Annotated in this window: 11 protein-coding genes and 1 tRNA gene; 8 read left to right on the forward strand and 4 right to left on the reverse strand. The window is 30.4% G+C overall.

The features are described 5' to 3' along the window. Position 1 precedes the first annotated feature (1 nt). A tRNA-Leu gene (locus tag H0H60_RS00690) sits at positions 2-84 on the forward strand. 28 nt (positions 85-112) lie between these two features. On the opposite strand, the gene ureC is transcribed toward H0H60_RS00690, so the two are convergent. Then, positions 113-1,813 (reverse strand): urease subunit alpha, encoded by a 1,701-nt coding sequence (gene ureC, locus H0H60_RS00695; RefSeq protein WP_185862809.1) that lies wholly within the window; start codon positions 1,811-1,813, stop codon positions 113-115. Positions 1,814-1,815: 2 nt separating this feature from the next. After that, the gene (locus tag H0H60_RS00700) at positions 1,816-2,448 is read right to left on the reverse strand and encodes an urease subunit gamma (RefSeq protein WP_185862810.1); all 633 of its coding nucleotides are present in this window, start codon (positions 2,446-2,448) and stop codon (positions 1,816-1,818) included. Positions 2,449-2,884: 436 nt separating this feature from the next. On the opposite strand from H0H60_RS00700, the gene thrA reads away from it, so the two are divergent. Genes thrA through thrC form a run of 3 tightly spaced genes read left to right on the forward strand, consistent with a single transcriptional unit; the run spans position 2,885 to position 7,637 of the window. Beyond that, the gene (thrA, locus tag H0H60_RS00705) at positions 2,885-5,332 is read left to right on the forward strand and encodes a bifunctional aspartate kinase/homoserine dehydrogenase I (RefSeq protein ID WP_185862811.1); all 2,448 of its coding nucleotides are present in this window, start codon (positions 2,885-2,887) and stop codon (positions 5,330-5,332) included. Between the two features lie 5 nt (positions 5,333-5,337). Beyond that, on the forward strand, positions 5,338-6,291 hold the full coding sequence (locus tag H0H60_RS00710) for a homoserine kinase (RefSeq protein ID WP_185862812.1): 954 nt from the start codon (positions 5,338-5,340) through the stop codon (positions 6,289-6,291). Positions 6,292-6,326: 35 nt separating this feature from the next. Continuing rightward, positions 6,327-7,637: a threonine synthase gene (thrC, locus tag H0H60_RS00715; RefSeq protein ID WP_185862813.1), complete on the forward strand. Its 1,311-nt coding sequence runs from the start codon at positions 6,327-6,329 to the stop codon at positions 7,635-7,637. A gap of 21 nt (positions 7,638-7,658) precedes the next feature. On the opposite strand, the gene H0H60_RS00720 is transcribed toward thrC, so the two are convergent. Then, entirely contained in the window at positions 7,659-8,456 is a 798-nt protein-coding gene (locus H0H60_RS00720) for a thymidylate synthase (protein ID WP_185862814.1), read from the reverse strand. 53 nt (positions 8,457-8,509) lie between these two features. On the opposite strand from H0H60_RS00720, the gene H0H60_RS00725 reads away from it, so the two are divergent. Genes H0H60_RS00725 through H0H60_RS00735 form a run of 3 tightly spaced genes read left to right on the forward strand, consistent with a single transcriptional unit; the run spans position 8,510 to position 10,544 of the window. Beyond that, the gene (locus tag H0H60_RS00725; protein ID WP_185862815.1) at positions 8,510-9,442 is read left to right on the forward strand and encodes a ribose-phosphate diphosphokinase; all 933 of its coding nucleotides are present in this window, start codon (positions 8,510-8,512) and stop codon (positions 9,440-9,442) included. Between the two features lie 12 nt (positions 9,443-9,454). Beyond that, on the forward strand, positions 9,455-10,090 hold the full coding sequence (locus H0H60_RS00730) for a 50S ribosomal protein L25 (RefSeq protein WP_185862816.1): 636 nt from the start codon (positions 9,455-9,457) through the stop codon (positions 10,088-10,090). A gap of 22 nt (positions 10,091-10,112) precedes the next feature. After that, positions 10,113-10,544 carry a nucleoside deaminase gene (locus H0H60_RS00735; protein ID WP_185862962.1) on the forward strand — a complete coding sequence of 144 codons (432 nt, stop codon included), beginning with the start codon at positions 10,113-10,115 and terminating at the stop codon, positions 10,542-10,544. Here H0H60_RS00735 and H0H60_RS00740 read toward each other — a convergent pair. Further along, positions 10,537-11,190, reverse strand: coding sequence for a DedA family protein (locus H0H60_RS00740; protein ID WP_185862963.1), 654 nt, complete (start codon positions 11,188-11,190; stop codon positions 10,537-10,539). The two genes, H0H60_RS00735 and H0H60_RS00740, sit on opposite strands and share 8 nt — an antisense overlap. A 283-nt stretch (positions 11,191-11,473) precedes the next feature. Here H0H60_RS00740 and aroB point away from each other — a divergent pair, with 283 nt between their 5' ends. Continuing rightward, positions 11,474-12,547: a 3-dehydroquinate synthase gene (gene aroB / locus H0H60_RS00745; protein WP_394366733.1), complete on the forward strand. Its 1,074-nt coding sequence runs from the start codon at positions 11,474-11,476 to the stop codon at positions 12,545-12,547. Positions 12,548-12,596: the final 49 nt, after the last annotated feature.

Below are 12,596 nucleotides of genomic sequence, written 5' to 3' on the forward strand. Positions count from 1 at the left end.
AACCCAGATGGCGGAATAGGTATACGCGTTGGACTCAAAATCCAATGATTTTACATCATGCGGGTTCGAATCCCGCTCTGGGTACTACTACTACTAACTAGTACTACTATTTTTAGAACAAAAAATATCGTTGAGAAAGCGGTAAAAAATCCGATGGGTTGGATGTTATTTTTTTTCCTTCTATATAAACGCTATAGGTCTTTGGATCGACCTCCAAATCTGGTGTTTCTCCATTTAATATCATGTCTTTTTTGGATAAAGAACGACATCCTTTGACTATCTTTATCTTCTTTTTTATTTCATTTGTTTCTAGAAATCCATCATTAATAGCATGTGATGAAACAAAAATACTGCTCAATTTTGGTTCAAAATAACCAAACATTTTACGATACATAAATGGTTGTGGGGTAGGAATAGTTGCATTAGGATCTCCCATACTAGCGTATGCCACCATGCCGCTTTTTATAACTAATTCAGGTTTCACTCCAAAAAAAGATGGTTTCCATAATACCAAATCTGCCATTTTTCCAATAGAAATGGATCCAACATATTCTGAAATTCCATGAGTAATAGCAGGATTTATAGTATATTTAGAAATATATCTCTTTACTCTAAAATTATCATTTTGATAAGAATCTAAAGAACCTCGTTCTTTTTTCATTTTATCTGCCGTTTGCCAAGTACGTTTTACGACCTCTCCAATCCTTCCCATAGCTTGAGAATCTGAACTGGTCATACTGATAGCTCCTATGTCATGTAATACTCCTTCTGCACTAATTGTTTCAGATCTAATACGTGATTTAGCAAAAGCTATGTCTTCCGGAAGATTTGAATCTAAATGATGACATATCATTAACATATCTAAATGTTCATCAATAGTATTGCTCGTATAAGGCATAGTAGGACTTGTAGATGACGGTAAAATATTTGTATGAGATATTACTTTTAATAAATCAGGAGAATGTCCTCCTCCTGCTCCTTCTGTATGATATGTATGAATCGTTCTATTTTTAAATGTTTTTAAAGTATCTTCTACATAACCTGATTCATTTAATGAATCTGTATGGATGTTTACTTGTACATCCATTTGTTCCGAAACATTTAAACATTGATCTATCACATATGGAGTACTTCCCCAATCCTCATGAATCTTTAATCCACCAGCACCAGCCTTTATCTGTTCAATTAATGCTTCAGGATGAGAACTATTTCCACTCGCAAGAAAGATAAAATTTATCGGAATGTGATCTGTGCTTTTTAACATTCTTTGAATATTCCAAACTCCAGAAGTACAATTAGTAGCTATAGTTCCTGTAGCAGGACCTGATCCACCACCAATAATGGTTGTCGTTCCATTTTCTAATGCAACTTCAAATAATTGAGGACAAATATAATGAACATGACTATCTACACTACCAGTCGTTACAATCATGTTTTCTGAAGAAATAACCTCAGTTCCCGCACCAATATACATATTTGAAGTAACCCCATCCATAAAATATGGATTTCCTGCTTTTCCTATCCCAACAATGATTCCATTTTTGATTCCAAGATCGGCTTTTATAATTCCCCAATGATCAATAATAATCGCGTTAGTTAATACTAGATCCAGAACTCCTTCGTTTCTAGTGGCAAATGGATGTTGGCCCATTCCATCTCGAATAACTTTGCCTCCTCCGAAAACACACTCATCTCCATAAATAGTGTAATCTTTCTCAATCTCAATCCATAAAGAAGTGTCTCCCAAACGGACTTTATCACCTTTGGTAGGACCATACATACTTGCATAAGATTCTCTATCTAACTTTTTCATATTCATATTTTTGTATTTTCTTTTCCTGAAAATCCATAAATTTTTTGACTTCCACCTATTTTTACCAAAAAAACTTCTTTTGTCTCACCTGGTTCAAAACGAATCGATCTACCAGAAGGTATATCTAATCTATACCCTTTAGTTCCATTTCTATCAAAATGAAGAGCAGCATTTGTTTCATAAAAATGAAAATGAGAGCCTACTTGTATGGGACGATTTCCAACATTAGATACTACTCTTTCTATACGATGTCTACCAGGTAATAAAGCAATTTCTTCTTTGAGAAGATTATATTCCCCTGGAATCATGTTGGAGGAATCATTCTTAATGCTTTTTTTAATAGGATGATGAATGGTTACTAATTTTGTCCCATCAGGAAAAGTGGCTTCTATTTGAACATTATTAAGCATTTCATATACTCCATCCATCACTTGATTATCATGTAGGAGGTTTCCTGCTTCACACATAAGTTCTTTCACGGTTTTTCCATCACGTGCACCTTCCATCACATAATGAGTAATTAAAGCAACAGATTCAGGATAATTTAATTTTAATCCTCTTTCTAAACGTTTTTTCGCCAATTCTCCAGCCATGTGAAGAAGAATTTTTTCCTTTTCATAAGAAGTTAAATGCATATGCTTTCTTTGAGTTATTTTTCAATTCGCAAACAAACCAAACCTATATCGCCTATATCGTTGCAATCACATACAAATTTAAATATATTATTATCGAAAAAAAAATTAAACATTTATTGTTCATCACATTGATGTTTTTTATTAGCTATCTATCTTTTTTTTTAAAAAGTTATTTATTTTTTTCTTGAAAAAAAGCATCAATTCAAATGTTTCAATAACAATAGCTGTCTATTCCAACTGACTCAAACTTTTCAAATTCATTTTATACCAGTAAATAATTCAGGATATCTTGACGAAGATAATGATAGCATAAATAATTTTATGGAGAAATATTTTTAAACTTGAAAAAGACACTTCTCTGCAAATTATCATTATTTTTGTCTTCAATCTTTTCTTTAACATGGGAAAATTGTTTTAATAAATAATTCATTAAAAAATGCAAGTTTTAAAATTTGGGGGAAGTTCCGTGGCTCATTCTGATTCCATAAAACGTATTTGTTCTTTATTAGAAAAGAAACCAAAAGGAAGATATGCGATTGTGGTATCTGCATTAGGAAATATTACCGATCAGTTAATTCAATGTGGTAAATTAGCTTCTGAGAGAAAAAATACTTATAAAAATATTCTAGAAGAAATAGAAATTCGTCATCTTAATATTATCAGAGAGTTATTTCCAATTACTTATCAAAGTCATTTAATTAGTTGGATCAAAAAGAATATTAATGATTTAGAAAGTTTATGCGACGGAATTTTTCAGGTAGAAGAACTATCAAAACGTTCTTTAGACAAAATCATGAGTTTTGGAGAATTAAGTTCTTCTTTTCTCATTGCAGAAAAACTAAAACAATCTGGTTTAGATGCTGTTTGCAAAGATAGCAGAGAATTGATCATCACTGATTCCCAATTTGGATGTGCACAAGTAGATTTTATAACAAGTAATCACCATATTATTCAGTTTTTTAGGGAAAAAACATCCGAATATATTGTTTTACCAGGTTTTATAGGATCTACTTTAGAAAATGAAACTACAACTCTTGGCAGAGGAGGTTCTGATTATACGGCAGCTATTTTAGCCGCTGCGATATCTGCAAGTTTACTTGAAATATGGACGGATGTGAGTGGGATGATGACGGCAAATCCAAAAATAGTGAATCAAGCCTTTCCTATTAAAGAGATTTCTTATGAAGAGGCTATGGAATTATCGCATTTTGGAGCAAAAGTTATTTATCCTCCGACGATACAACCAGCTATGAAAAAACATATTCCTATACAAATTAAAAATACTTTTTCTCCTATAGACCCAGGAACTTTGATTTATATTAGTAAAAGTACTAATATTAGTCAACCAGTTACCGGAATTTCTGGAATTCAAAATTTGGCTTTGCTAACTCTTGAAGGAAGTGGGATGGTAGGTATACCAGGTTATTCTAAACGTTTGTTTGAAGCTTTATCACGTGAAAAAATCAATGTTATTTTTATTACCCAAAGTTCTTCAGAACATTCGATAACTACCGGTATCCATGAAATGGATGTCATCAAAGCAAAGGCTGTAATAGATAGCGAATTCGCTCAAGAGATCCATCAAAGACGTATTGATCCATTAACGATAGAAAAAGACCTTTGTATCATTGCCGTAGTAGGAGACAATATGAAAAATCTTCATGGAACTAGTGGAAAAATGTTTGCAGCCTTAGGGAGAAATAGTATTAATGTTAGAGCTATTGCACAAGGATCTACTGAAAAAAATATATCTGCAGTTATTCGAAAAGCTGATTTTAAAAAAGCTTTGAATACCTTGCATGAAGCTTTTTTTGAAAGTCCTCCAAAACAAATTAATCTCTTCATTTGTGGAGTAGGAAAAGTTGGAAGTAAATTACTTGAACAAATTGATCAACAACAAAATTACTTGCTTGAAGAGTTAAAACTTCAAGTAAGGGTGATTGGATTAGCTAATAGCAAAAAAATGTATTTTGATGATAATGGAATAAATTTATTTCAATGGAAGAATGATCTGAATAAAAAAGGTCATAAGATGAATATCTATTCTTTCATGGAAGAAGTATGGAAATTTAATCTAAGAAATAGTTTATTTGTCGATAATACAGCTAGTGAAGAAATGGCGATGACTTATGAAAAATTTTTGCAGAATGGAATTGGAGTAATCACTTGTAACAAAATAGCTTGTTCATCGGATTATGATCATTATAAAAGATTAAAAACTCTTTCTAGACATTTTAAAGCTCCATTTTTATTCGAAACGAATGTAGGAGCAAGTCTTCCAGTGATTAGCACACTTAACGATCTTATAAATAGTGGAGATAAAATAAAAAAAATAGAAGCTGTATTATCTGGAAGTTTAAATTTCATTTTTAATCATTTCGTAGGAGAAAAAACCTTTTTAGAAGTGGTAAAAGAAGCTCAATTAAAAGGATACACGGAACCAGATCCTCGCATTGATCTTAGTGGATTAGATGTCATGCGAAAAATACTTATTTTAGCAAGAGAATGTGGGGCTCCATTGGAACTTAGTGATATTCACCAAAAATCTTTTCTTCCTGAAAGTTGTTCAAAGGTTATTTCTATTGAAAATTTTTATCAAGAATTACATCAATATAGTGATTACTTTTTTAAAATTAGAGAAGAAGCAGAAAAAGAAAAAAAACGTCTACGTTTTATTGCTCGTTATGAAAATGGCCTAGCTTCTGTAGGTTTAGAATCTGTAAAACAAAGCCATCCTTTTTATCAACTAGAAGGAAAAGATAATATGGTTTTATATAATACATCTCGTTATGCTGAACAACCTCTGATTATAAGGGGAGCAGGAGCTGGAGCAGAAGTTACGGCTTCTGGGGTATTTTCGGATATTATTAAAGCTACTAAATAAAAATCATGAATAGGATTAAGATATTGGCACCAGCGACTGTGGCTAATTTAGCTTGCGGTTTTGATATTATTGGATTAGCTTTAGATATTCCAGTAGATGAAATTCTTTTATATAAGTCAAATAATCCTGGAATACGTATTAATCGAATAGATGGATCCACATTACCTAATGATCCAAAAAAAAATGTAGCTTTTGTTGCTTTACAAGCTTTGTTAAAAAAATATCAGCAAAAACAAAGATTTGATAAAGAGAAACAAATAGGTTTTGAAATAGAATTAATTAAAAATATACATCCAGGAAGTGGAATAGGCTCTAGTGCGGCTAGTGCTGCTGGTGTGGTATATGGAGCTAATATATTACTAGGAAATCCGTTTAATAGAATGCAGCTGATCCGTTTTGCTATGGAAGGAGAACGTATAGCCAGTGGGACTGCTCATGCGGATAATGTAGCTCCTGCTATTATGGGAGGAGTCACATTAGTAAGAAGTTATCAACCATTAGACATTACCAAATTACATTCTCCAAATGAATTATGGGTAAGCATAATTCATCCACAAATTGAAATAAAGACCTCAGACGCTAGAGAAATACTAAAACAAAAAATATTAATGACAGATGCTATACGACAATGGGGAAATATAGGTGCATTAGTAGCAGGATTATATCAAGAAGATTATGAACTCATTAGTAGATCTCTAGAAGATTTTATTGTTGAACCCATACGTGCAATGCTGATTCCTGCATTTTACGAATTAAAAATAAGATGTAAAGAAATAGGAGCTTTAGGTGGAGGAATATCTGGATCAGGTCCTTCTGTATTTATGTTAAGTAAAGGAAATGATATCGCAAAAAAAGTTACTGAAGTGATGAATCGTGTTTATTCTCCATTAAAAGTAGATTATAAAATTTATACTTCTCCTATTAATCAACAAGGAGTAAAGTTTTCTGAAATCCTTTAATAAGAATACAATACATTCAAAATAAAATTTTTCTTATGTTATATTACAGTTTAGAAGATCATAAAAATATCGTTTCTTTTGAGAATGCCGTTTTAAGAGGTTTAGCAACAGATGGAGGGTTATATTTTCCGGAAAATATTCCTATTCTAAAACGTCAATTCCTAGATAATCTACAAAAATATGACATATATACTATTGCGATGGAGATTATCAAACCATATATAGGAAAATCGATTTCTGAAGAATCTATATACCGTATAATTCAGACGACTTTGAATTTTCCTTTTCCATTACAACGAATTCATGATAATATATACGTTTTAGAACTTTTTCATGGACCTACTTTAGCATTTAAAGACGTAGGAGCTAAATTTATGGCCGGATGTTTAAGTCATTTTCACAAAAAAATAGGAAAATTAGTGACGGTTTTAGTAGCAACTTCTGGAGATACTGGGGGGGCTGTCGCCAAAGGATTTCATAATGTTTCTGGAATAGAAGTTATTATATTATATCCTTATAAAGGGGTCAGCTTATTACAGGAGAAGCAAATGACCTGTTTAGGGGGGAATATATTAGCTATAGAAATAAAGGGTAATTTTGATGATTGCCAATCCATGGTGAAGAAAGCATTTTTAGACAAAAAAATACGAGATAAATATTTACTAACTTCTGCTAATTCTATTAACATAGGAAGATTGCTTCCTCAAATGTTTTATTATTTTTTAGCTTATAGACAAATAATAGAAGAAAATAGAAAATTTATTTTTTCAGTTCCAAGTGGAAACTTTGGAAATATCTGTGCGGGAATGATGGCTGAGAAAATGGGATTACCTATTAAATATTTTATAGCATCCACAAATATTAATGACACCATTCCTAGATTTTTAAAAACAGAAAAATATCATCCTCTTCCAGTAAAAAAAACGATATCAAATGCCATGGACATATCCCATCCAAGTAATTTTTCTCGTATATGGCATTTATATGAAGAAAGTATGGTGCAATTACGAAAAAAAATGTCCTCTTATCAATTTACAGATGAAGAAACTTTAGCCATTATAGAAATGGTATGGCAAGAACATAAATATATGCTAGACCCCCATGGAGCTATTGGTTACTTAGGACTTAGACAATACTTACAAGAAGTGAAAGATCCTTTAGCCACAGCTGTTTTTTTAGAAACAGCTCATCCTATTAAATTCTTAGATCACATGCCATATTCTTTGCGAGAAGAAATTATTGTCCCTAAAAAATTAGAAGTCCTTTTGAATTCAGAAAAAAGTGAAAAAAAAATATCTATGTCCAACAATTACGATATGTTTCAAAATTGGTTAATTAATAGATAGGACTAATTATAAAGTTCGAAATTAAATAGCTACGTCTCCCTTTATATGTGGATGATAATTGTAATTGATTAATTTAAAATCTTCGAAAGAAAAATCAAATATATTTTTTACAGAGGAATTTAAAATAATTTTTGGCAATGGTTTAGGTTTACGTTGTATTTGAAGTTTAACTTGTTCTATATGGTTATTATATATATGAGCATCTCCTATCGTGTGAATGAATTTTTTTGCTCTAAAATTGAGTGTTTGAGCTATCATAGTAAGTAATAAAGCATAAGAAGCAATATTAAAAGGTAATCCAAGAAAAATATCAGCACTTCTTTGATATAATTGTAAAGACAATTGTTGGTTTTCTGAAACATAAAATTGAAAAAGTAAATGGCATGGAGCTAATCTCATTTCTCGAATCATTCCTACATTCCAAGAAGAAACGATCAAACGTCGTGAATGAGGATTTGATTTTATTTCTTTTATAAGATTAGTAATTTGATCAATAGAATGACCATCATAAGCAGGCCATCTACGCCATTGGAATCCGTATATTGGACCTAAATCTCCATTTTTATCAGCCCATTCATTCCATATAGATACTTTATTATCTTTTAGATACCGAATATTTGTATATCCTTTCAAAAACCATAATAACTCATAAATAATAGAACGTATGTTTAATTTCTTGGTAGTTAAAATAGGAAATCCTTTTTCTAAATCAAATTTCATTTGATATCCAAATAAACTTTTTGTTCCTATTCCAGTCCGATCCATTTTTTTTATTCCATTTTTTAATACATTTTTTAATAGATCTAAATATTGTTCCATAACTAAAATTATTTCTTTTTTAAAGAGTATTTTTGCATAAAAAAAACATAATTATGAATCAAAAGGTACTCTTCTTTTCTACAAGAAGTGGATTAAGACTATCAGAGAGTATAGCTTATCATTATGGAAATTTTTTAGGAAAAGTTCGTTTTTTGGAATTTAGTGATGGAGAATATTCCCCTTTTTTTGAACAGTCTGTTCGTGGATCACGAGTATTTTTGATTGGATCTACTTTTCCTCCAGTGGATAATTTGATGGAATTACTTTTAATGTGTGATGCAGCACGAAGGGCTTCGGCTCATAATATTACACTTGTAATTCCATACTTTGGATGGGGAAGACAAGATCATAAAGATAAACCAAGAACTCCTATTGCTGCAAAACTTATAGCTAATTTAATGGTTGCATCAGGAGCTAATAGAGTAATGACCATGGATTTACATGCAGATCAAATTCAGGGTTTTTTTGATATTCCTGTAGATCATTTATATGCATCTAGAATATTTATCAATTATATCAAAAAATTGAACCTAGATCAATTAACCATCGCCTCTCCAGATATGGGAGGAGCAAAAAGAGCTAGAAGTTATGCAGGATATTTAGGAACAGATGTGGTGATCTGCTATAAAGAAAGAAAGAAGGCAAACGAAATAGAATTTATGAATCTTATTGGAAATGTCAAAGAAAAAAATATCATCCTCATAGATGATATGGTAGATACAGCAGGAACTTTAACAGAAGCAGCTAGTCTAATTAAAAAACAGGGAGCGAAAAGTGTACGTGCTATAGCTACTCATCCTGTTTTATCAGGAAATTCATATGAAAGAATAATCAAATCATCTCTTGAGGAATTAGTCGTCACGGATACCATTCCTCTCAAGAAAAATCATGAAAAAATCAAAGTATTATCTTGCGCTCCTCTTTTTGCAGAAGTGATGCAATCGATTCATAATGACGAATCCATTAGTAATAAATTTATAATTTGATTTTATTTTAATATGCAATATGTAAATATATACGGTAAAAAAAGAAATATTGGGAAAAAGTTTATTGAAACCATTCGACTTTCCGGAGAAATTCCTTGCATTTTATATGGAAAAAATATAAATATTCCATTTTCTACTTCCTTAGAAACTTTTAAAAAGTTAGTATATACACCGGAAGTGTATTGGGTTTCTATTCAAATAGAAGGAGAATATAAAAATATCAAAGCCGTTAAAAAAGAAATTCAATTTGATCCTATTAGCGAAAAAATCTTGCATGCTGATTTTTGCAAAATAGAAGATTCTAAACCAATGACATTGGAAATTCCTATAAAAACTTTTGGAAGACCTATTGGAGTTTCCAAAGGGGGAGAATTTTATTCTCCGATTAGAAAATTAAAAGTAAAAGCAATTCCTTCTCATTTTCCAGAATATATCAAATTAGATGTTCAATATTTAGACATAGGAGATCGAATAACGGTAAAAGATCTATTAAAAAAGGAATATAACATCTTACATCCTTTAAATACTCTGGTAGCTAGAGTAAAACCTTCTCGTATTGTTTCTACTACTACTGATCATGTTGTGAAAAGCTCTCAAGACGAAAAAAAAGACCTTAAAGCTAAAGAAGATAAAAAAATTAAAAAATAATCAAGTGAACGATCGTTATTTTATGAAAATTGCTTTAGAGGAGGCTTTAATAGCTTTTCACAAAGATGAAGTCCCCATAGGAGCTGCAATAACATATGAAAATATAGTCATAGCTAGAGCACATAATTTAACTGAAACATTAAGTGATATTACTGCACATGCAGAAATGTTAGTCATCAACTTAGCTTCTGATTATTTAGGAAAGAAATATATACAAGAATGCACTTTATATGTGACTATGGAACCCTGTATTATGTGTGCTGGAGCTTTATTTTTTTCTCAAATAGGAAGAGTAGTATGTGGAACTCTCAATTATAAAAGAGGTTTTTTATATACGGGAATTAAATTGCATCCTAAAACAAAATTTTTATCTGGAATAATGAAAAATCAATGTAAGAATCTTTTACAGGAGTTCTTCTTCTTCAAAAGAAAAAGAATTTTTAAAATTAAATGAGAACTTTTTTCTTCTTGCTGATTCTAAGTTTTATAATGATAGGGAATGTTGTCATTAAAACAATGAGTAATACGATCCATTCCAAGTGGTTTTTAAGCTCTGGAAACCTTTTGTCTAGATAGTGGCCAGCTAACATGATAGAAAAAGTCCAAGCGAGTGCTCCTATAATATTATAGATCATAAATTTTTTAAAATCAACACGAATTGCACCTGCTACAATGGGTGCAAAAGTTCGAAGCATTGGAAGAAAACGGCTCATAATAAGTGCTGTTGTTTTATATTTGTTATAAAACAATTTGGCTATAATAAGATGTTTTTTCTTAAAAAGAAAGGTATCTTTTTTTTTATATAATAAATTTCCGGATTTATACCCTAACCAATACCCCAGCATATTTCCAAGAATAGCTACTCCTGCTACAATTAAAATTATTACAAAAAATGGGACATTATAAAAATTTCTGCATAAATCTTTTCCAAAAATTCCGGCAGTAAATAATAAAGAATCTCCTGGTAAGAAAAAACCAATAAAAAAACCCGTCTCTGCAAAAACAATTGCCAAAAGAATAAACAAAGCGGTATTTCCAAAATAGAAAAAAATCCATCTAGGATTGAACAAATGCTGAAAAAAATCCCAAAAATCTGACATTTTCAATAACGAATATGATTTTATTTCAAGAAAAGTAAAGTTAAATATTTCCGTTTTTTATTAGGAATATTCTCAAAATATAGGTTGAAAATATTTATTTTTACAGATATCAATGTGAATATTTATTTATGGAGTACTTGTTCAAAGTTATTAATATTTTAGGATGGGGACCAAATATATTTTTCTTAATAGTTTTTTTACTCTTTTTAATTTTTTGGTTATCCAAAATATTTTATTTTATTGATTAATTTAATTAAGTTAAGGGTTAAAAAACACACGTATGTTGTTGTATGATAAGAAAAAAATTTTTTATTTTAATGAAGAAGGCTATAAGATGTTGGAAAATTATCTACTTGATCAGGTGGATTCCACAATAAATACATTTATTTTAGTAGATCATTATACCAATATTCATTGTCTTCCCCGCCTCATTTCTCATGTGAAAATTTTAGAAAAATCTAATATAATTCAAATTAAACCAGGAGAAGAGGAAAAAAATATTTATACCTGCATTCAAATATGGAAAAATCTAGAGAAGTTTAAGGCTAATAGAAATAGTTTAATTATTAATTTAGGAGGAGGAGTAATTACAGATATAGGAGGATTTGTAGCATCTGTATTTAAAAGAGGAGTTCGTTTTATTAATATTCCTACCACATTGTTAGGAATGGTAGACGCATCTATAGGATATAAAACAGGAGTTAATTTAGAATCCATTAAAAATGAAATAGGCTCTTTTTATTCTCCAGAATTTTTAATTATTGATCCTTATTTTTTAAAAACTCTTCCTGAAAAGGAATTTATTTCAGGAAAAGCTGAAATGTTTAAACATGGATTGATTGCAGATGAAAAATTTTGGATAGAGATGAAAACATCGACCATGGATGATTATAGGAAATCTTATTATCAATGGGGCGATTTAATCCATAAATCCATATTAATAAAAAATAAAATCGTCGAGAAAGACCCTAAAGAAAAAGGGTTAAGAAAAATTCTGAATTTTGGACACACTATTGGTCATGCATTGGAAAGCTATTTTATGAATTATAAAAAAGGAAAACTTATACATGGTGTAGCTATAGCTATGGGGATGGTCTATGAATCATGGTTATCATATAAAGTGAATGGATTGTCTATGAATAGTTATCAAGAAATAAAATCCATTCTTTCTGAATTATATCCTATACAACAAAACATATCAGATTTAGAAATGGATAAAATATTCTCTATCATGGAACATGATAAAAAAAACGATAGGAATAAAATTCAATTTTCCTTATTAAAAAAAATAGGGACTTGTTCGTACAATTGTCATGTCCCGAATTTATTAATCAAAGAAAGTTTTTTACAAATTTAATAAAGGATTCAATCTTTTATGAATTCATTCATATTCTTTTTTTTTAAAA

The sequence above is a fragment of the Blattabacterium cuenoti genome (assembly GCF_014251735.1).
Lineage (GTDB): Bacteria > Bacteroidota > Bacteroidia > Flavobacteriales > Blattabacteriaceae > Blattabacterium > Blattabacterium cuenoti_C.

Coding starts and splice junctions, on each gene's coding strand:
- ureC (WP_185862809.1), bottom strand. CDS start 1,813: ATGAAAAAGTTAGATAGAGAATCTTATGCAAGTATGTATGGTCCTACC.
- H0H60_RS00700 (WP_185862810.1), bottom strand. CDS start 2,448: ATGCATTTAACTTCTTATGAAAAGGAAAAAATTCTTCTTCACATGGCT.
- thrA (WP_185862811.1), top strand. CDS start 2,885: ATGCAAGTTTTAAAATTTGGGGGAAGTTCCGTGGCTCATTCTGATTCC.
- H0H60_RS00710 (WP_185862812.1), top strand. CDS start 5,338: ATGAATAGGATTAAGATATTGGCACCAGCGACTGTGGCTAATTTAGCT.
- thrC (WP_185862813.1), top strand. CDS start 6,327: ATGTTATATTACAGTTTAGAAGATCATAAAAATATCGTTTCTTTTGAG.
- H0H60_RS00720 (WP_185862814.1), bottom strand. CDS start 8,456: ATGGAACAATATTTAGATCTATTAAAAAATGTATTAAAAAATGGAATA.
- H0H60_RS00725 (WP_185862815.1), top strand. CDS start 8,510: ATGAATCAAAAGGTACTCTTCTTTTCTACAAGAAGTGGATTAAGACTA.
- H0H60_RS00730 (WP_185862816.1), top strand. CDS start 9,455: ATGCAATATGTAAATATATACGGTAAAAAAAGAAATATTGGGAAAAAG.
- H0H60_RS00735 (WP_185862962.1), top strand. CDS start 10,113: ATGAAAATTGCTTTAGAGGAGGCTTTAATAGCTTTTCACAAAGATGAA.
- H0H60_RS00740 (WP_185862963.1), bottom strand. CDS start 11,190: ATGTCAGATTTTTGGGATTTTTTTCAGCATTTGTTCAATCCTAGATGG.